At 41.6% G+C, this 19,441-nt stretch carries 19 protein-coding genes; 13 read left to right on the top strand and 6 right to left on the bottom strand.

Annotation, left to right across the window (positions count from 1 at the left end; translation table 11 throughout):
* The first annotated feature begins 121 nt into the window (after positions 1–121).
* Complete coding sequence (locus PSE60_RS18945) at positions 122–835, top strand: NUDIX hydrolase (protein ID WP_272666439.1); 714 nt, start codon at positions 122–124, stop codon at positions 833–835.
* Positions 836–883: 48 nt separating this feature from the next.
* On the opposite strand, the gene PSE60_RS18940 is transcribed toward PSE60_RS18945, so the two are convergent.
* From PSE60_RS18940 to PSE60_RS18920, 5 genes are all read right to left on the bottom strand, one after another.
* Complete coding sequence (locus PSE60_RS18940; protein ID WP_272666438.1) at positions 884–1,411, bottom strand: protein K; 528 nt, start codon at positions 1,409–1,411, stop codon at positions 884–886.
* Positions 1,412–1,521: 110 nt separating this feature from the next.
* Positions 1,522–2,022, bottom strand: a complete 501-nt coding sequence (locus tag PSE60_RS18935) for a protein disulfide oxidoreductase (RefSeq protein ID WP_272666437.1) — start codon at positions 2,020–2,022, stop codon at positions 1,522–1,524.
* Positions 2,023–2,399: 377 nt separating this feature from the next.
* Positions 2,400–3,131: a DsbA family protein gene (locus tag PSE60_RS18930; RefSeq protein ID WP_272666436.1), complete on the bottom strand. Its 732-nt coding sequence runs from the start codon at positions 3,129–3,131 to the stop codon at positions 2,400–2,402.
* Complete coding sequence (locus PSE60_RS18925) at positions 3,128–5,200, bottom strand: protein-disulfide reductase DsbD family protein (RefSeq protein ID WP_272666435.1); 2,073 nt, start codon at positions 5,198–5,200, stop codon at positions 3,128–3,130. The genes PSE60_RS18930 and PSE60_RS18925 overlap by 4 nt, the downstream gene beginning before the upstream one ends.
* Positions 5,201–5,248: 48 nt before the next feature.
* The gene (locus PSE60_RS18920; RefSeq protein ID WP_272666459.1) at positions 5,249–5,659 is read right to left on the bottom strand and encodes a metal resistance protein; all 411 of its coding nucleotides are present in this window, start codon (positions 5,657–5,659) and stop codon (positions 5,249–5,251) included.
* A 581-nt stretch (positions 5,660–6,240) separates the two neighbouring features.
* On the opposite strand from PSE60_RS18920, the gene PSE60_RS18915 reads away from it, so the two are divergent.
* The 8 genes from PSE60_RS18915 to nadD all read left to right on the top strand — a co-directional run bounded on the left by PSE60_RS18915 (position 6,241) and on the right by nadD (position 14,586).
* Positions 6,241–7,134 (top strand): amino acid ABC transporter substrate-binding protein, encoded by an 894-nt coding sequence (locus PSE60_RS18915; RefSeq protein ID WP_004908948.1) that lies wholly within the window; start codon positions 6,241–6,243, stop codon positions 7,132–7,134.
* A gap of 115 nt (positions 7,135–7,249) precedes the next feature.
* Positions 7,250–7,990 carry an amino acid ABC transporter permease gene (locus tag PSE60_RS18910; protein WP_109913204.1) on the top strand — a complete coding sequence of 247 codons (741 nt, stop codon included), beginning with the start codon at positions 7,250–7,252 and terminating at the stop codon, positions 7,988–7,990.
* 4 nt (positions 7,991–7,994) lie between these two features.
* A complete protein-coding gene (gltK, locus tag PSE60_RS18905) occupies positions 7,995–8,672 on the top strand; it encodes a glutamate/aspartate ABC transporter permease GltK (protein WP_036958176.1) in 678 nt (225 codons plus the stop codon).
* Positions 8,669–9,394: an amino acid ABC transporter ATP-binding protein gene (locus PSE60_RS18900; protein WP_004257041.1), complete on the top strand. Its 726-nt coding sequence runs from the start codon at positions 8,669–8,671 to the stop codon at positions 9,392–9,394. Before gltK ends, PSE60_RS18900 begins: the two co-directional genes overlap by 4 nt.
* 350 nt (positions 9,395–9,744) lie before the next feature.
* Positions 9,745–12,327, top strand: a complete 2,583-nt coding sequence (leuS, locus tag PSE60_RS18895) for a leucine--tRNA ligase (protein WP_272666434.1) — start codon at positions 9,745–9,747, stop codon at positions 12,325–12,327.
* A 30-nt stretch (positions 12,328–12,357) separates the two neighbouring features.
* A complete protein-coding gene (gene lptE, locus PSE60_RS18890) occupies positions 12,358–12,897 on the top strand; it encodes an LPS assembly lipoprotein LptE (RefSeq protein WP_210837081.1) in 540 nt (179 codons plus the stop codon).
* The gene (holA, locus tag PSE60_RS18885; protein ID WP_210837082.1) at positions 12,897–13,928 is read left to right on the top strand and encodes a DNA polymerase III subunit delta; all 1,032 of its coding nucleotides are present in this window, start codon (positions 12,897–12,899) and stop codon (positions 13,926–13,928) included. Before lptE ends, holA begins: the two co-directional genes overlap by 1 nt.
* On the top strand, positions 13,921–14,586 hold the full coding sequence (nadD, locus tag PSE60_RS18880; protein WP_272666433.1) for a nicotinate-nucleotide adenylyltransferase: 666 nt from the start codon (positions 13,921–13,923) through the stop codon (positions 14,584–14,586). Before holA ends, nadD begins: the two co-directional genes overlap by 8 nt.
* Here nadD and PSE60_RS18875 read toward each other — a convergent pair.
* Entirely contained in the window at positions 14,574–15,218 is a 645-nt protein-coding gene (locus PSE60_RS18875; protein WP_272666432.1) for a DUF1722 domain-containing protein, read from the bottom strand. The two genes, nadD and PSE60_RS18875, sit on opposite strands and share 13 nt — an antisense overlap.
* Positions 15,219–15,562: 344 nt before the next feature.
* On the opposite strand from PSE60_RS18875, the gene rsfS reads away from it, so the two are divergent.
* Genes rsfS through mrdB form a run of 4 tightly spaced genes read left to right on the top strand, consistent with a single transcriptional unit; the run spans position 15,563 to position 19,434 of the window.
* Positions 15,563–15,889, top strand: coding sequence for a ribosome silencing factor (gene rsfS, locus PSE60_RS18870; protein WP_080641496.1), 327 nt, complete (start codon positions 15,563–15,565; stop codon positions 15,887–15,889).
* A gap of 2 nt (positions 15,890–15,891) precedes the next feature.
* On the top strand, positions 15,892–16,362 hold the full coding sequence (gene rlmH / locus PSE60_RS18865; RefSeq protein WP_004908925.1) for a 23S rRNA (pseudouridine(1915)-N(3))-methyltransferase RlmH: 471 nt from the start codon (positions 15,892–15,894) through the stop codon (positions 16,360–16,362).
* 32 nt (positions 16,363–16,394) lie between these two features.
* Complete coding sequence (gene mrdA, locus PSE60_RS18860) at positions 16,395–18,284, top strand: peptidoglycan DD-transpeptidase MrdA (RefSeq protein WP_272666431.1); 1,890 nt, start codon at positions 16,395–16,397, stop codon at positions 18,282–18,284.
* 37 nt (positions 18,285–18,321) lie between these two features.
* Positions 18,322–19,434: a peptidoglycan glycosyltransferase MrdB gene (gene mrdB, locus PSE60_RS18855; RefSeq protein ID WP_210837089.1), complete on the top strand. Its 1,113-nt coding sequence runs from the start codon at positions 18,322–18,324 to the stop codon at positions 19,432–19,434.
* The last annotated feature ends 7 nt before the right edge of the window (positions 19,435–19,441 follow it).

The raw sequence follows: 19,441 nt of genomic DNA, 5'->3' as shown, positions 1-19,441 counted from the left end.
CTTAAATAATTATTGTCTTATAGACACAAACAAGTCAAGGGCTAAATGTCTTAATGACAATAACTATTTTTATCTGTATGATTTACCCCTAAACTTCATCTTTGATTTGAGTGGTAACAATATGAATGAAAAAGAATTTCTTGCTAGCTATGACAGAAAAGATTATTTATCGCCTTTACTGACTGTCGATGCCGTTTTGTTTGCTTACCATGAAAACACGTTGAAGGTATTACTGGTTGAACGAGCTAATTTCCCCGAAAAAGGGAAATGGGGCTTACCGGGAGGATTTATTGATGAACAACATGACCAAACCTTAGAAGAGACTATTTTACGTAAACTAAAAGAAAAAACAGGCGTGATCCCCCCTTATATTGAGCAACTTTGTACAGTTGGAAACCACCAACGTGATCCACGCGGTTGGTCTGTCACTGTTTGTTATACGGCTCTCATTGCTTACCAAGCCTGTGAAGCCCATATTGATACAGTAGATTCTGTCAGGTGGGTCTCTATTGATGAGATAGATCAGCTTTCTCTTGCATTCGACCATTTCAAACTCTATCAACAAGCGAGAGAACGTCTCAAGCAAAAATCTCTCTATTCGATAGTTCCAGGCTTTGCATTACCTGAAGTTTTTACCTTAGCTGAACTTCAACATGTCCATGAAGTTCTGATTGGTAAGCCCCTGCAAAATAAATCGTTTAGGCGCCGACTTGAACAAGCGGATTTGTTGGTTGATACTGGAGAAAAACGCCATGAGCGCGGTCGCCCGGCTAATTTATATCGCTTAAAACCACAATCAGCGGATTACCGTTTTATTCGTAATTTGGAATTTTAATTGTTGAAATGCCTGATAAATCAATATTATCAGGCGTTGCAATGAATGCTATTGGCAAATCGCAGGGGTCACAATATAAGTAAAAATGAGTTTATTAGACTTATGGTAATTATGCGTAATCCCTTCAGGGAACATTTCATGCAAAATATCCATACCTGCATTTTTACCGCAGTAGTTGCGGTTCAAAATTTCACGCATATTTTGCTGCCAGCTATCGCCTTCCAATACGTTATCAGGGATCCCTTTAATGGTGTATTGGTAAAATAACATGCCATTTTTCGCGGTGACTTCAGTCAATAGCGTCACATCATCAATCAGCATAGGTAGTGATTTAGCCATGTCAGACAGAAAAATGCCCCGTAACATCGTTGGGTCATCATCGCCTTTTGCATTAAAGGCATTAATTTTGTCTTCTGTTGAATTAGCTTTTATTTCATCATAACGCTGTTCTATTTGTGAATTTCCGATCGTTCCTGACGGTTGTTCCGGTGCTGTTTTCTCTTCCACCTCAGGGGAACATCCCGCGATTAATACCACACCTAAAAATAATCCAACCACTTTTTTAAACATAGCCATCCCATTCACCTATTTTATTATTTATATAGCCGAATGAGTTTACCATAATGATAAATTAAACTTATAGGCAGAAAAATCCCCTTTTTTAGCCTAAAGGGGATGATAAAAAACTAAAAAGATGCCAACCACATCCGCATTTTTAGACCGTAAGAACTCGTCCAACCTGAAGTAAAGCTGACTAATTCACCGTTATCAATCACCATAAATGTGGGTGTTGCACTGACTCCAACCGAATTGGAAAGTTGCCCACTTATATCGTTGATCACAGGAAAGGTTAGCTCTTTGTTTTCCATCCCTTTGATTAAGCGAGATGTTTCACCTGAACGTATCGCTACTGAAATAATTGGCATACCTGATTGGCTTAATTCTGATACCATTGGCGAAGTCAAATTACAGACCCCACACCACGTCGCCCAGAAATAAACCAATATCGGCTTATCTTTACTTAACTCTGCCAATGAAACCGTCTCACCGTTGGCTAGAGTGTGTTGTTCCAATAATACAGGCGCAAGGGTTTGTGGCTTGCGCCATAAATCCATCACTGTAAAAGCAATAAATAAAATAATTGCCAAAACAATAATTTCTTTAGACCACTTTTTTATTTTATTCATATAGTTACTTACCTATTTGTTATCAAATAGTACAAATCAAAGATGTAAGAAACCAAAACATCCACTTAAAATGAATGCTTTAGCATTTAATTAAATATTTGTTTTCCTATCCTCTAATTCTAGAGTTTTGGATTGTTTAATCTTTATCCTCTAATTTTAGAATTTGGATTGTTTAATCTTTATCCTCTAATTCTAGAGTTTGGATTATTTAATCTTTATCCTCTAATTTTAGAGTTTGGATTATTTAATCTTTATCCTCTAAATAATTCGCGTTGTGGCTAGGCGGCAAACGAGACTATCGTGGGGAGCATACACAAGTATGTGACCCACGTAGTCGAGAGCAGCCAACAACGCCACAGCGCGAAGTATGACGAGGATTATTTGAGCTTAGCGAGCTGCTCCTTCACTACCGCCTCAAACTGCTGTGCATCAATAGCACCTGGGATCAACTCATCACCTACCAATGTTGCTGGCGTACCATTCACACCCAGTTTCTCTGCCAGCATCATATTGGTGCGAATGCCATCACGGCTCTCATCACTGGCTTTCAGTTTATCGTTACCTGTCGCTTTGAGAGCATCTTTGATATTGGCATCTGATAGCATGCCTTGTTTTTGCATAAATTTGTGGTGTAGAGCTTCAAATGCTTTCGGGTCTTCTTGCCACAGTGTCATGGTTAACTGAGCTGAATCCATTGAAGTTTGGCCTTTAAATGGTAAATATTTAATTACCACAGCCACATCATCAGGGTATTTCTTCACAAGATCCATCAGTTGTGGGTCGAAACGCTTACAGAATGGGCAGTTAAAATCAGTAAAATTAACCAAAACTAACTTGGCATCTTTTTTACCGATACGCGGGCTGGTTGGGTCATTAAACAAAGCATCGTGCTCCGCTTTTAACGTTTCTTTCATTTGGGCTTGTTGTCTTTCCCCTTGTTTAGCCTGCAGGGCAACAATCGCTTCTTCTAGAATTTCTGGGTTTTCAATCAAAGTATCACGTACTAATTTACGTACTTGCGCTTCTTGGTCTGCACTTAAAGGTGCCGCTTGTGCTACTGACCCCATCATTAGCGACGAAAATAAAACGGCTAAGATTGTTTTTTTCATTTTGTGGCTCCTTTGGCCTGATTCATAACGGATATTAGCGATTCACGGTCAAGTATTGTTGACAGCACTTCGCCTTCGGCCAAGTTAGGGCCATAAATTTGATTAAATGGAACAGCGACCTGCCCACGTTTTTGTAAAAATGCCGTAATTTCAGGTGAAGGTTTGGTCCAATCACCACGTAAAGCAACAACATCAGGTTCACTAAGTAGCTGTTGGATATCATCTCTTAGCAGTACATTGTATTTATTTGCCTTACAAGTCACGCACCATTCAGCGGTAACATCAATAAAGACGCGCTTGTTATCCGCCAGCGCAGCCGCGATCGCTTGTTCAGTTAGTGGTTGCCAATTCACGGTATCTTTAACGAACGAACGGCTGCCGGAATGCTGCTCTTGCGTCATCCAAACAAACCCACCAGCAAAAGCGGCAAATAATATGAATGGCAAAATGGCCGCCCTTACACCACGCTTTATCGCGATAAAAACAACTAATAATACTAAGAAAATGACAGCAATCGCCGTCGAAGTAGACACACCAAAATGCGGTATTAATAAGCTAATTAACCATAAGCTGGATACCAGCATCATTAACCCTAGTACGGCACGTAGTTTCAGCATCCACATACCTGGCTTTGGTAGTAAGCGAGAGATAACCGGAAAAGCAGCGATCAGTAACCACGGTAAACTCATACCGACACCCAATGCGGTAAAGATCAACCACAACTCTTCCATTGGTGCAGCCAGTGCAAATGCTACGGCTGTGCCCAAAAATGGTGCAGAGCAAGGAGTTGCCAGTAATGTCGCAAATACCCCTTGCCAAAAATGGCCGCTGCTACCATGCCCCCCAGCTGTCGCCAAGCGTGTATTGGCCTTGCTACCTAAGTTAATTTCAAATAAGCCAAATAAATTTGCAGTAAATAGCGCTGTTACCAATACCATAAAACCAATAAACCACGGGTTTTGGAACTGAATACCCCAACCGACAGCTTGTTGACCGACTCGTAATAACGTCATCAATAGCGCCAGTAACCAAAAGGAAACTAAAATACCGAGAGATGACAATAAAAACTGACGACGAATAGTATTTTGCTCACCATGAGGCACCATCAATACAGAGCCAAGTTTCATCGCTAACACAGGTAAAACGCATGGCATTAGATTAAGGATCAAGCCCCCCAAAAGTGCAAATAGCATCACCTGCCATAACGAAGCATTACTCACTTTTGATGCTATCGTGCCGCTAAATGCACTCACTTGATGGCTAATTTGCTGGGAAATATCGCCATCTGCAACCACAAAAGAAACTGTTTTACCGGTTAAATCGGGAGACTCGCCTCCCCAATCATCACCAACATCTATTGTTGCTGTTAAATGATTGCCTGTTGTCTCTATTACAGGCACGCCTAATGCAGCGCCTTCAACCACATCAGTGAAAATATTCGGTTGTTCCCAAGCGCTTCCTGTGCTTTTTTGTAATTCAATGATTAGCTTATCATTAGCAAAACCAACTTTAGTTTGCTCCACTAAACCACTTGATGGTGGAACTGCCCCTTTAGCTTGGTTAAATGCCCAAGTAAAGTCGGCAGGAGCGGGTTCTGTTAAATCGAGCTCAAACGGGTAATCGGTTAAAATACACACATTACTGCAGGTTGATAACGTGAGTGTTCCTGCTAGTTGATCGAGCTTTTCATTACTTGTGACTGTAATGGGGAAAACAATATCTCCCATATAGCCTTGAGTTGAAACACCCGCGACATCAAAGCGACCAGGTGTTGGCCATTGCCAATCGGTTGATTCAACAGGAGATGACCATACAATTTCAGGTGCAACTCCGCCTTCACCCGGCGAACGCCAATAGGTTTTCCACCCGTCATCAAGTTTTACGTCGAGCAAAATGTCAATTTTGCCATTTTCCTGTGCCGAACTTAATAACCTGACCTGCGCATGCCGTGGAGTGTTATCGTTCATCCACCCCGTATTCGCAGGTTGCAACCACCCCGTATCCGCAGCGTGTAAACTGCTCGAAAATAGTGCAAAAAATATAAAAAATGAATTAATTAAAAAACGCATTGTTTCCTCCAGAATAAATTACACAAACGAGTCCCTATCCGTTGTGTGCTAATTCCGAAGATTACAAAATTGTAAGTGTCGTCTGACTCTTGGAGGGGCATGCTTCTCTTCATTATTTGCTCTAGATATAAATAGATTAGTACAAAATAAAGTTAGCGCAGCCAAAGAAAGAAACATGAAGAAGAATGGTTCAAGAACAGCAGGTAGCAAAGTCATTAATGACTTAGCACTCAGTTCACAGCTGGAAAGATGTGTACCGCTGCTATCACTTTGTTTTACCTGTGATTGATCGATATAAGAAACGTGAGTACCTGTATTAATTTGTGCTTGCGCTAATACATCTGGCACAAAAAAATTGGCGAACAGACGCTCTCCGACGGCACGTTGATTCATACAAACCAATACCATCAGACAGGCGAATATCACTAATCCTTTACCTAATTTTAAATGCCTGTTCATGCGCATCTTGGTATAACTTCCTGAAATAACACTAATTATGCGACTTTGATAACCATAACGATAAAAACCAATCTTTGACTAATACCGTTACCCCATCTATAAGTTAAATAGAGGTTACATCTTACACAGCAAAACATTCCGTACAAGTGCCATCAGCTAACTTTACAAATATCACTCTCTTTTTCAGTAAACAAAAATGCAGTTCTACCAAAACTAGGCACGCAAATTGCTTTATCTAATATATGGCATGAAACGAAGATAGCTTGCACCTTAATAGTGCGTGATTATCAGTTTAAGACAATTTTAGATGGCAAATCACCATGTTAGTGCGGTAATTCAAAAATTACCCAAATAATATGCGAGACAGCTCCCGAAATTGAAACAATTCGTTTTCATTAATTAACAAATTTAATTACTTTTTAACAACAATAAAACATATAGCGGATAATCGCGGGATTGTCTAAATCTGCGAAATATTTGCAAACACAACACTACGAAACCACAGTAATTCAGGCGTTATCTGGCGATAGCACCTTAAAATTACAACGGGTTTACACCGATGTTCTAAAGGAGTTGTAACTATGCGTATAAGTAAACTTGTATTATCGATGATGATTTTAGGTGCAACCTGCGCAGTTCAAGCAGAAGAGTTAAACGGCACTCTGAAAAAAATCAAAGACAACGGTGTAATAGTTGTTGGTCATCGTGAATCTTCCGTACCTTTCTCTTACTATGATAATAGCCAGAAAGTGGTTGGTTACTCACAGGATTATTCAAATGCCATTGTTGATGCAGTGAAGAAAAAATTAAACATGCCTGATCTGCAAGTCAAACTCATTCCAATCACATCACAAAACCGTATTCCACTCCTGCAAAATGGCACATTTGATTTTGAATGTGGTTCAACAACTAATAACGTAGAAAGACAAAAACAAGCCGCTTTCTCTAACACAATCTTTGTGGTTGGGACGCGCTTACTCACCAAAGGTGACTCTGGTGTGAAAGACTTTGCTGACTTAGCCGGTAAAAATGTCGTCGTGACCTCAGGTACAACGTCTGAAATTCTATTGAATCAGTTAAATGATGAAAAAAATATGAAAATGCGCATTATCAGCGCGAAAGACCATGGTGATTCGTTCCGTACCTTAGAATCAGGTCGTGCTGTTGCCTTTATGATGGACGATGCGTTGCTAGCAGGTGAGCGTGCAAAAGCGAAGAAACCGGATATCTGGGAAATCGTTGGCAAGCCGCAAACCGAAGAAGCTTATGGCTGTATGTTACGTAAAGATGACCCTCAATTTAAAGCGCTTATCGATGAAACCATTGCGAATGCACAAACATCAGGTGTCGCTGAAAAATCCTTTGATCGCTGGTTCAACCAACCTATTCCTCCGAAAAATCTGAACCTGAAATTTACGTTGTCCGATGAAATGAAAGCCTTATTTAAAGAACCAAATGATAAAGCATTAAACTAATAAAAAGACAAACAGGGTATTACTGAAGTAAGAATTGCAAGGCGGTCGTTCCCCGCCTTGCATCCTCTTTTACGACAGTATTCGGGAATTTCATTGCCCACAGGAAGTCAATATTATGTCTATTAATTGGAATTGGGGGATTTTCCTTCAGGAAGCCCCATTTGGGAATACCACCTACTTAGGGTGGTTAATATCTGGCCTCGAAGTCACCGTAACACTTTCTATTTGCGCCTGGATCATCGCATTCCTAGTTGGTTCATTTTTCGGTATTTTACGTACTGTACCTAACCGTTTTTTAGCTTTTTTAGGCACCGCTTACGTAGAGTTATTCCGTAACGTACCGCTTATCGTACAATTTTTTACTTGGTATTTAGTTATTCCAGAACTTCTTCCTCGTTCAATCGGGGATTGGTTTAAAATGGAATTGGATCCTAACTACCAATTCTTTATTTCCTCAATGCTTTGCCTTGGGTTATTTACCGCAGCACGAATGACTGAGCAAGTACGTGCAGCCATTCAGTCACTGCCTAGAGGGCAAAAAAGTGCCGCACTCGCAATGGGGCTCACTTTGCCACAAACCTATCGCTACGTTCTATTACCCAATGCCTATCGGGTCATTTTGCCACCAATGACCTCAGAAATGTTGAACTTGGTTAAAAACTCAGCCATTGCGTCAACCATTGGCTTAGTCGATATGGCGGCACAAGCAGGAAAGCTATTGGACTATTCTGCTCACGCATGGGAATCCTTTACCGCAATTACATTAGCTTATGTCGGTATTAACGTCATTATCATGATTCTGATGACGTTATTAGAGCGCAAAGTTCGCTTACCAGGCACCATTGGAGGGCGATAAAATGATGTATGAATTTGATTGGAGCTCAATTGCTCCGAGTATGCCCTTTTTAATCGATGGCTTCATTGTCACTGCGAAAATTACACTGACCGCGATAGTGGTAGGAATTTTGTGGGGAACGGTTTTGGCCGTGATGCGGTTATCCACATTCAAGCCAATCAGCTGGTTTGCGGCTCTGTATGTGAATACATTCCGTTCTATTCCGTTGGTTATGGTTTTGCTGTGGTTCTACTTAATCGTTCCTAGCTTATTACAAAATGTTCTAGGCTTATCACCAAAAAATGATATTCGTTTAATTTCTGCAATGATAGCCTTCTCTCTTTTTGAAGCCGCTTATTATTCTGAAATTATTCGTGCTGGTATTCAAAGTATTTCACGAGGACAAGCTTCTGCAGCGTTAGCTTTGGGAATGACAAATATGCAAACCATGCGGCTCGTAGTATTACCGCAAGCCTTTAAAGCCATGGTGCCACTGTTGTTAACTCAAGGAATTGTTCTGTTCCAGGACTCATCCCTCGTGTATGTACTCAGTTTGACAGACTTTTTCCGTACTGCCACCAATATTGGTGAGCGTGATGGGACACAAGTAGAGATGGTACTGTTTGCGGGTCTGGTGTACTTTATTGTCAGTTTTGGCGCTTCTATGTTAGTGAATTATCTTAAGAAAAGGACTGTTTCATGATAACCCTGAAAAATGTATCCAAATGGTATGGCCAATTTCAGGTGCTTACAGACTGCACAACTGAAGTTAAAAAAGGTGAAGTTGTGGTTGTGTGCGGGCCATCTGGTTCTGGTAAATCCACATTAATAAAAACAGTGAATGGTTTAGAACCAATTCAACAGGGTGAGATTTTTGTGAATGATATTCAAGTTAATAACAAAAAAACTGACCTTGCAAAACTTCGCTCTAAAGTTGGGATGGTATTCCAACACTTCGAGCTATTTCCTCATTTGTCGATTATTGAAAATCTGACATTGGCGCAAGTTAAAGTATTAAACCGCGATAAAAAAGAAGCTGAAGCAAAAGGTTTGAAATTATTGGAACGCGTGGGTTTATCCAGCCATGCCAATAAATTCCCAGCTCAGCTTTCAGGGGGGCAGCAGCAACGTGTCGCTATCGCTCGAGCGCTGTGTATGGACCCAATAGCAATGTTATTTGATGAACCCACTTCAGCACTAGACCCAGAAATGATCAATGAAGTCCTTGATGTTATGGTTGAATTAGCCAATGAAGGCATGACCATGATGGTGGTTACCCATGAAATGGGCTTCGCCAAAAAAGTGGCTAATCGCGTTATTTTTATGGATGAAGGCAAGATTGTTGAAGACAGTAAAAAAGAAGACTTTTTCGCTAACCCACAATCTGATCGTGCAAAAGATTTCCTCGCAAAAATTCTCCATTAATCTTTCTCAGGGAGCCACTAGGCTCCCTAGCCTTAACACTCATTCATGCAGGTCAATATTGTTGCACTATAAGTATTGCCTAAGCGAATAAATCAACAACAACTTGCTGAATTTGAAATAGTTCACGAAACCACTACCATTTCACTGGTTTTTTAGTTAAGTTGTTTGGTTATCAGCGTTAAATATCCTGATCCGTTCCCCGAAAAACAATATCCAGCTTCCCCCTATTAGGTTCAGCTAATCAACTATTGTTGTTTTCGGTCTAGATCCGCTATGCTATGCGGATCTCAATTAAGAAAGACATTCACGCTACAGATGTAGCCTTTATTCACCATAGGATTATCGGTGCCATGCAAGAACAATATCGTCCAGAAGATATAGAGCCTAAAGTACAGCGTCACTGGGATGAAAAAGCAACTTTCAAAGTGACAGAAGACAACAGCAAAGAAAAATACTATTGCCTGTCCATGCTACCTTACCCTTCTGGTCGACTACACATGGGCCACGTACGTAACTACACCATGGGTGACGTTATCTCTCGTTACCAACGTTTGTTGGGGAAAAACGTTCTTCAACCAATTGGTTGGGATGCGTTTGGCCTGCCAGCTGAAGGTGCTGCAGTTAAAAATAATACTGCGCCTGCGCCATGGACTTACGCTAATATCGATTACATGAAAAACCAGCTGAAAATGCTCGGCTTCGGTTACGATTGGGATCGTGAAGTTACCACTTGTACTCCTGAATATTACCGTTGGGAACAATGGTTCTTTACTAAACTGTATGAAAAAGGTTTAGTGTACAAAAAAACTTCTGCGGTAAACTGGTGCCCTCACGACTTAACCGTTTTGGCGAATGAACAAGTGGTTGATGGTTGCTGCTGGCGTTGTGACACCCCGGTTGAACGCAAAGAAATCCCACAGTGGTTTATTAAAATTACCGACTACGCAGAAGAGCTGCTCAACGACCTCGACAAATTAGATGACTGGCCAGAGCAAGTCAAAACCATGCAACGTAACTGGATCGGCCGCTCCGAAGGGACTGAGATCACATTCAATGTTGCAGACCGCTATGAAACCTTAACGGTTTATACCACTCGCCCTGATACTTTTATGGGGGCAACTTATGTGGCTGTTGCAGCAGGTCACCCTCTGGCTAAAGAAGCCGCGACAAATAACCCTGAATTAGCCCAATTTATCGATGAGTGCCGTAACACCAAAACTGCGGAAGCGGATATGGCCACCATGGATAAAAAAGGTATGGCAACCGGCTTATTCGTTATCCATCCATTAACCCAAGAAAAACTGCCAATTTGGGTCGCTAACTTTGTTTTAATGGAATACGGTACTGGTGCAGTTATGGCCGTTCCTGCTCATGACCAACGTGACTGGGAATTCGCCCACAAATACAACTTACCTATCAAAGCGGTTATTGCTGATGCTGATGGCAACGAGCCTGATTTATCCCAAGAAGCGATGACTGAGAAAAATGCACTGATTAACTCAGGTGAATTCAGTGGATTAGACCACCAAGCAGGTTTCAATGCTATTTCAGATAAACTCGTTGCGCTGGGTGCTGGTCAACGCAAAGTAAACTACCGCTTACGTGACTGGGGTGTTTCACGTCAACGTTACTGGGGTGCCCCAATCCCAATGGCAACATTGGAAGATGGCACTGTGGTTCCGGTTCCTGAAGATCAGTTACCTGTCATTTTGCCAGAAGATGTCGTAATGAACGGTATTACAAGCCCGATTAAAGCAGATCCTGAATGGGCCAAAATGACTATTAATGGTCAACCTGCATTACGTGAAACCGATACCTTCGATACCTTTATGGAATCTTCTTGGTACTATGCACGTTATACCTGCCCGCAATATGACGACGGCATGTTAGACCCTGAGGCAGCAAACTACTGGTTACCGGTTGACCAATATATTGGTGGGATCGAACACGCCATCATGCACTTAATGTATTTCCGCTTCTTCCATAAATTGATGCGTGATGCAGGGTTAGTCAACTCCGATGAACCAGCAAAACGCCTGCTGTGCCAAGGCATGGTGCTGGCTGATGCATTCTACTACACAGGTAGCGATGGCCAACGTGTTTGGGTGTCCCCAGCCGATGCCATTGTTGAACGTGACGACAAAAACCGTATAACTAAAGCGGTAGACAATGAAGGCCATGAACTGGTGTATACCGGTATGAGCAAAATGTCTAAATCGAAAAACAACGGTATTGATCCTCAATTAATGGTCGAAAAATATGGTGCGGATACCGTTCGTCTGTTTATGATGTTCGCTGCTCCACCAGAGTTAACCCTTGAGTGGCAAGAATCCAGCGTTGAAGGTGCTAACCGCTTCGTGCGTCGCGTTTGGCGTTTAGTGCATGAGCATTCACAAAAAGGTGCAACTTCACCTTTAGATATCAGCACATTAACACCTGAACAAAAAGACTTACGTCGTGACCTGCACAAAACAATCGCGAAAGTCTCCGATGATTTCAGTCGCCGTTATGCATTTAACACCGCGATTGCCGCTATCATGGAGTTCTTGAACAAATTAGTTCGTGCACCACAGGAAACCGAGCAAGACCGTGCATTAGTGCAAGAGTCTCTCGAAGCAATCACACTGATGCTATCTCCAATCATTCCACATGCTTGCTTTGAAATGTGGAAAGCGCTCGGTCACCAAACAGACATCGATTTCGCACAGTGGCCTATTGCTGATGAAAAAGCCATGATTGACGATACCAAACTGGTCGTCGTTCAAGTTAATGGCAAGGTTCGTGGTCGCATTACCGTTCCGGCTGATGCAAACCAAGAATTTGTCTTAGACATGGCAAAAAATGAACCGAGCGTAGCGAAATACCTTGAAGGTGTTGGCATCCGCAAAGTAATCTATGTTCCAGGCAAATTGCTTAACCTTGTTGTAGGTTAATATTAGGTTATTGGCAGATAAGGAGGCCAGGTGCGTTATCTGATAACATTATTTTTGAGCCTAGCGGTGCTGGTCACCGCAGGTTGCGGTTTTCGTCTTCAAGGAACAACTCAAATTCCTGAAGAACTGAGAACATTGCAGCTAAGTTCAAGTGACCCATATAGCTACCTTACAAGGGCGCTTAGGGAACAACTGCGGCTCAATAACGTGACCATTCTTGAAACGGGAAGAGCCGATGTTCCCATTTTGAAAGTTCTGAGCTCTAATGAAAATACTGAAACTGTGTCTGTTTACCAAGATGGTAAAGCGGCAGAGAAACAATTAACACTGGTAATGAATGTGCAAGTGTTGATGCCTGATGGAGCTATCTATCCTTTACAAAGCCGTGTTGAACGTACTTTCTTCGACAACCCTTTAGAAGCGCTTGCGAAAGATGCTGAAAAAGAAATTGTAAGTCAAGAAATGCAAGAACAAGCTGCACGTAATATTGTGCGTAAATTATTGCTTGTTCATTCAGCAGAACTTGAGAAGGCAAAAAACCAAGCGGCTGATGCGAATACTCAACCATAATGACGCGTATCTACCCTGAGCAGCTGGCCTCTTCGTTACAAGAGTCTCTAAGAGGCCGCTATTTAATTTGGGGCAATGAGCCCCTTCTTCTTCAAGAAAGCCAAGATGCCGTCCGCAAAGCTGCACAAGAACAAGGCTTTGAAGAGCATTTTTCGTTTTCTCTTGAGCAAAATACTGACTGGGATGAAATTTTTAGTCTCTGTCAAGCTTTAAGCCTGTTTGCTAGCCGCCAAACACTCACTCTGCTGTTACCTGAAAATGGCCCTAACGCCGCCATGGCAGAAAAGTTGAATCAACTGGCGCAGCTACTCCATTCAGACCTGCTTCTTGTGTTACGCGGCCATAAACTCACGAAAGCACAAGAAAACAGTGCTTGGTTTAAAGCAATTAGCCAAGATGCCATTTATATCAGTTGCCTGACCCCTGAATATCAACGGTTACCACAATGGGTTTCTAAACGCGCCTACAGTATGCGGCTTTCTTTAGAAGCCGAAGCTAACCAACTACTTTGCTACTGTTATGAAGGGAATTTACTTGGTTTAGCGCAAGCGCTTGAACGGCTATCCCTGCTTTATCCAGATGGTAAACTTACCTACCCTCGCGTCGAAAGTGCCGTGAATGATTCAGCGCATTTTACGCCCTATCATTGGGTTGATGCCCTATTGGCTGGTAAATCGCGCCGTTCTTGGCATATTTTAGAGCAACTGCAACAAGAGGATGTTGAGCCCGTTATTTTATTGCGCTCAATCCAACGCGATCTGATGCTGCTAATTACATTGAAACGCCAATCTGCAACAACCCCATTAAAAACATTATTTGATCAACACAAAGTATGGCAAAACCGCCGAGGTGTGCTCACGGAAGCCTTACAACGCTTAACATTGCATCAATTGCAATCTGCATTAATGTTATTAACGCAAGCAGAAATCAATATTAAACAAGATTTTAGCCATTCGCCATGGCCTGACCTGCAAACACTGTCTATGCTATTATGCGGTAAAGCATTTGCAGAGAATTTTATTCATGAGTAATTCATTTTCAAAACAACATAACTTGCTAGCATTATTCGGCGGGACATTCGACCCCATTCACTTTGGCCATTTACGCCCTGTACAAGCCCTTGCCCAACAAGTTGGCCTCGAAAAAGTGATCTTGCTACCTAACCACGTTCCTCCCCATCGCCCACAGCCAGAAGCAACACCAGCACAACGTTTAGAAATGGTGAAGTTAGCAACACAAGATAACCCTTTATTTGCTATCGATACGCGTGAATTAGCGAAAAATAGCCCTTCTTATACAATCGAAACACTGGCCGAATTACGCCAAGAAATGGGGGCGGAAAAGCCGCTTGCGTTTATTATTGGTCAAGATTCTTTATTGTCGATTAATAAATGGTACGGGTGGGATCGAATTCTAGATAATTGCCATCTATTAGTCTGTTCGCGTCCAGGATATGCCACTCAATTTTCCGACCCTATAATGCAAAACTGGTTATTAGAACATCAAACAACAGACCCAATTGCTTTAAACCAAGCGGCCAATGGGTACATTTTTATTGGGGATACCCCATTGGTAAATATCTCTGCAACAGAGATCCGCGAAAAATTAAGCTCAGGCGACTCTTGTCACGAATTAATTCCAGATGCGGTTTTGCAATATATTCATCAACAGCACCTTTACCAACAATAAGGGATCTCTCTTATTGAACAACTATTAGGATATGGCTCAAAAATAACTTGCTGCATTAAATAGTTGTCTGGGTATTGAACAAGCAATTGCTTCATCATCTCTAATGGCCTGTTTAGTGGTAAATTACCCGCTAAATAGTCATTAATCAGCCATGATAAGCGTTTTTTCTCATCTTTCGTGGCTTTATGTTTGAAATAGCCTTGCATATGGTTCAGCGCATTAACTTCAATATTTTTTGCTGGCACTGCCGCCAATATTTCCATTAAACAGGCTTTATATTGATTTAAAAAGCACATAAGGTCAGTAGTGCTTTTAATACTCGCCACTAATCGCCCCGTATACTGGTAGCCAATTGGGGAATACGCCATGATGAGATATTTATGGCAACTATGAAATTGAATCATGTTGTGATGTGTTAGCTCGTTATATAAACCGTCTAATCTTTGTATCGTATACAATTTCGTCAGAAAGCAATCCCAAGACGCTATATCTTGTAGCTTATCATCCGTTAATGTCGGAATATTCGCTGGGAATAACCCTTGTAATTTAGCTAGTTGCTGTCTAGAGCAAATAATACCATTAACTTTATTTTGCATCCCCTCATGGGTGAGGCTCGTTACAAATTCAACCATAGAATTCACCTGTCGATGAATATTAGCGGGTAGATGATTAATTCCTTCAAATATAAAAACTTTTGGTTTAATTATTTGCACAATACACATCTCATTATAAAATATTTGTCAGGAGTACAGTTTTTAGCGTTATTTTGTAAAGTTAGCACAAACTTCTTGCTCAAATGTACGGATATCCCTATAAATTTCACTCCACGATGAATAAAAAATAATTTAGCCGATTTTTCTTAAAATCTAGGGTAAAATAGCAGGGCTGTTAATATGTTTACTGTGTTATCAGCGATTATTTTATCTACAAACTACAAACAGTGTTTAACGCGATATTCTGTTTATTTGAATAAAAGGTGAACCTTTTGCAAGGAACTGAACTCCAACAATTTATTATCGATCAGCTTGATGATGCTAAAGCAGAAGATATCATTACTATCGATGTTCAAGGGAAATCAAGTATTACCGATCAGATGATCATCTGTACAGGGACATCAAGTCGCCATTTGATGTCAGTCGCTGACAGGTTAATCGAAGCTTGCCGTAAAAATGGTTTAATGCCATTAGGTGTTGAAGGACAAGGTATTTCTGATTGGATAGTCGTCGACCTTGGCGATGCCATTGTTCATATTATGCAAGATGAAAGTCGTCGTATGTATGAATTAGAAAAGCTCTGGAGCTGAGTTTGAAATTACAGCTCATTGCCGTTGGAACAAAAATGCCGGACTGGGTCCAGACCGGCTTTATGGATTACCTCCATCGTTTTCCTAAAGATATGCCATTTGAATTAACGGAAATTCCTGCAGGAAAACGTGGGAAAAATGCAGATATAAAACGCATTCTAGAAAAAGAAGGCGAATTAATGCTCGCAGCCGTAGGTAAAGGAAATCGCATCGTCACCTTGGATATTCCAGGCGATCGTTGGGACACCCCAAAACTTGCCGTACAACTCGATAAATGGAAACAAGATGGCCGTAATGTCAGCTTATTAATCGGTGGTCCCGAAGGCCTTGCGCCTGCTTGTAAGGCAGCGGCAGAGCAAAGTTGGTCACTATCACCACTTACGCTACCTCATCCACTGGTTCGTGTCCTTGTTGCCGAGAGTCTTTATCGCGCATGGAGTATTACGACTAACCACCCTTATCACAGGGAATAGTCAGGTTTAAATATGTTCAAAATGGCAATGGGATGAAAACACAACGCACCCCTTTTCGCGACCATACCGCTGAATCAGTTTTATTTATCCGCCGAGCGCTTATCGCCTTCGGTGTGATTGTCATTTTAACATCTATTCTTGTGACCAATTTGTATCACTTACAAATTGTCCGGCATGAAGATTATCAAACGCGGTCAAATGATAACCGAATTAAATTGGTGCCTATTGCACCAAGCCGTGGGATTATTTATGACCGCCGAGGGACTCAACTCGCCCTTAATAGCACGTTTTACCAGTTAGAAATCGTGCCTGAAAAAGTCAGTAATCTGCAAGAAACCTTAGATAACCTTCGTAATGTGGTAGATTTAACTGACGAAGACATTACTAATTTTGAAAAAGAGCGTAAACGCTCACGTCGGTTTACCTCTATTGCATTGAAAACCCAGCTCAACGAAGTTCAAGTTGCTCGTTTTGCCGTTAATCAGTACCGTTTTCCCGGTTTAGAAGTCAAAAGTTACCAACGACGCTCTTACCCATATGGTTCCGCATTAACTCATGTGATTGGCTATGTGGCGAAAATCAATGACAAAGATGTTGAACGTCTTGATAAAGAAGGTTTATTACCTAATTATGCAGCTAGTCATGATATCGGCAAATTAGGTATTGAACGTTATTATGAAGATGTCTTACACGGTAAAACTGGCTATGAAGAAGTTGAAGTGAATAGCCGCGGTCGCGTTATTCGACAATTGCATGAGCAACCACCGCAAGCAGGTCGAGATATCTACCTCACTATTGACCTCGAATTACAAATTTATATCGAAAAACTGTTAACCACTAGCCGTGCAGCCGTAGTGGTCACTGACCCACGTAATGGCGAAATTTTGGCTCTGGTGTCTAATCCAAGTTATGACTCTAACTTGTTTGTAAACGGTATCTCAAATAAAGATTATCAAGCGTTATTAAATAACCCTGACAGACCGTTGATAAACCGAACAACTCAAGGTTTGTATCCCCCTGCTTCGACAGTAAAACCCTTTATTTCTGTTGCGGCATTAAGTGAAAAAGTAATTACCCCCAATACAACTATTTTTGACCCTGGTTGGTGGCAATTACCTGGTTCGGAAAAGCGTTACCGTGACTGGAAACGTTGGGGACACGGCAAACTCAATGTATCAAAATCTATTATTGAATCTGCAGACACCTTCTTCTACCAAGTCGCTTATGATATGGGAATTGACCGTATTTCTGAATGGATGAGCCGTTTTGGTTTTGGTGATTATACCGGAATTGACCTTGCAGAAGAACGTTCTGGTATCATGCCGACCCGTGAATGGAAACAAAAACGCTATAAAAAGCCTTGGTATCAAGGTGATACTATTCCAGTTGGGATCGGGCAAGGCTATTGGACTGCAACGCCAATTCAAATGTCAAAAGCATTAATGACATTAATCAATGATGGCCAAGTTAAAACCCCACATTTGCTTTACGGCACAAAATTGGGTAATGCCATGGTTCCTTATGAAGACAAAGAAACCAAACAAATTGGCGATATCAATTCCGGTTTTTGGGAGCTAGCGAAGCATGGAATGTACGGTGTCGCCAATGCACCGAATGGTACTGGGCGCCGTAGTTTCATTGGTACCCCTTATAAAGCGGCGGCAAAATCGGGTACTGCGCAGGTCTTCAGCTATGAAACCTATAATGCCAGTAAACTTGCTGAGCACCTCCGTGACCACAAATTGATGATTGCTTATGCTCCGTATGATAAACCCACGATTGCCGTTGCAATTATTCTGGAAAACGGGGGCGCGGGCCCAGCAGTCGGTGATATTGTGCGGCAAATATTTGACCACGTTCTTCTTGGTGATAACCGTACTGAAGTTGCGGTGTCAGCAACCAATGCAGGAGAAGACCGCTGATGCATAATCCTAATAATAACAATGAGCTATAAAGAATATGACAGACGATAAGAAAAAAATTTCGTTATCCACACGTCTGCATATAGATGTGCCTATGCTGCTAATTATTATCGCGTTGCTTGCATACAGCGCATTTATTATGTGGAGTGCTAGCGGCCAAGATCCTGAAATGATGGAGCGTAAATTAGGGCAGATAGCGACAGGCTTCGTCGTAATGATAGTAATGGCGCAGATCCCTCCTAGAATGTATGAAAATTGGGCGCCTCACCTGTTTATCTTCTGCGTTATTTTACTGGTTTTTGTTGACGTCTTTGGGCAGATAAGTAAAGGGGCCCAGCGCTGGTTAGACTTGGGTTTTATTCGGTTCCAACCCTCTGAAATTGCAAAAATTGCCGTCCCTTTAATGGTCGCTCGATTCATGAACCGAGACCTATGCCCTCCTTCATTCAAAAATACATTAATTGCACTTGTATTGATTTTTGTACCAACATTATTAGTGGCTGCACAGCCTGACCTTGGTACCTCGATTTTAGTTGCAGCTTCAGGCCTATTCGTTTTGTTCCTTGCCGGAATGAGTTGGCGGCTTATTGCAGTTGCCGCCATTGCGCTCGCCGCCTTTATTCCACTACTGTGGTTCTTTTTAATGCATGGTTATCAAAGAGCCCGTGTCATGATGTTATTAGACCCAGAAACTGATCCACTAGGCGCTGGTTACCATATTATCCAATCAAAAATTGCGATTGGTTCTGGTGGATTAATGGGCAAAGGTTGGCTACATGGCACACAATCACAGCTTGAGTTTTTACCAGAAAGACATACTGACTTTATTTTTGCTGTGTTAGCAGAAGAACTTGGCTTAGTCGGCGTGCTTATTTTACTTGGTTTATACCTTTTATTGATTATTCGTGGGCTTTATATTGCTGCTAGCGCACAAAATACTTTTGGTCGGGTTATGGTTGGTGGTTTGATCTTAATCCTTTTTGTCTATGTATTTGTGAATATCGGTATGGTCAGTGGTATATTACCGGTAGTTGGTGTTCCCCTTCCTTTAGTGAGCTACGGGGGCTCCGCTTTGATTGTTTTAATGGCTGGATTCGGTATTATCATGTCGATACATACACACCGAAAATTCCTTTCTAAAAGTTTATAAAATGAGG

Origin of the sequence: Providencia sp. PROV174, from assembly GCF_028480685.1 — a bacterium.
In the GTDB taxonomy this organism is placed as follows: domain Bacteria; phylum Pseudomonadota; class Gammaproteobacteria; order Enterobacterales; family Enterobacteriaceae; genus Providencia; species Providencia rettgeri.
The sequence above is the reverse complement of the archived record's forward strand: the minus strand, read 5'-3'. Positions and strand labels throughout refer to the sequence as shown.

Coding starts and splice junctions, on each gene's coding strand:
- PSE60_RS18925 (WP_272666435.1), bottom strand. CDS start 5,200: ATGCGTTTTTTAATTAATTCATTTTTTATATTTTTTGCACTATTTTCG.
- nadD (WP_272666433.1), top strand. CDS start 13,921: ATGAGTAATTCATTTTCAAAACAACATAACTTGCTAGCATTATTCGGC.
- PSE60_RS18940 (WP_272666438.1), bottom strand. CDS start 1,411: ATGGCTATGTTTAAAAAAGTGGTTGGATTATTTTTAGGTGTGGTATTA.
- PSE60_RS18900 (WP_004257041.1), top strand. CDS start 8,669: ATGATAACCCTGAAAAATGTATCCAAATGGTATGGCCAATTTCAGGTG.
- gltK (WP_036958176.1), top strand. CDS start 7,995: ATGTATGAATTTGATTGGAGCTCAATTGCTCCGAGTATGCCCTTTTTA.
- PSE60_RS18875 (WP_272666432.1), bottom strand. CDS start 15,218: ATGGTTGAATTTGTAACGAGCCTCACCCATGAGGGGATGCAAAATAAA.
- PSE60_RS18945 (WP_272666439.1), top strand. CDS start 122: ATGAATGAAAAAGAATTTCTTGCTAGCTATGACAGAAAAGATTATTTA.
- leuS (WP_272666434.1), top strand. CDS start 9,745: ATGCAAGAACAATATCGTCCAGAAGATATAGAGCCTAAAGTACAGCGT.
- PSE60_RS18935 (WP_272666437.1), bottom strand. CDS start 2,022: ATGAATAAAATAAAAAAGTGGTCTAAAGAAATTATTGTTTTGGCAATT.
- holA (WP_210837082.1), top strand. CDS start 12,897: ATGACGCGTATCTACCCTGAGCAGCTGGCCTCTTCGTTACAAGAGTCT.
- PSE60_RS18915 (WP_004908948.1), top strand. CDS start 6,241: ATGCGTATAAGTAAACTTGTATTATCGATGATGATTTTAGGTGCAACC.
- mrdB (WP_210837089.1), top strand. CDS start 18,322: ATGACAGACGATAAGAAAAAAATTTCGTTATCCACACGTCTGCATATA.
- PSE60_RS18910 (WP_109913204.1), top strand. CDS start 7,250: ATGTCTATTAATTGGAATTGGGGGATTTTCCTTCAGGAAGCCCCATTT.
- mrdA (WP_272666431.1), top strand. CDS start 16,395: ATGAAAACACAACGCACCCCTTTTCGCGACCATACCGCTGAATCAGTT.
- PSE60_RS18930 (WP_272666436.1), bottom strand. CDS start 3,131: ATGAAAAAAACAATCTTAGCCGTTTTATTTTCGTCGCTAATGATGGGG.
- PSE60_RS18920 (WP_272666459.1), bottom strand. CDS start 5,659: ATGAACAGGCATTTAAAATTAGGTAAAGGATTAGTGATATTCGCCTGT.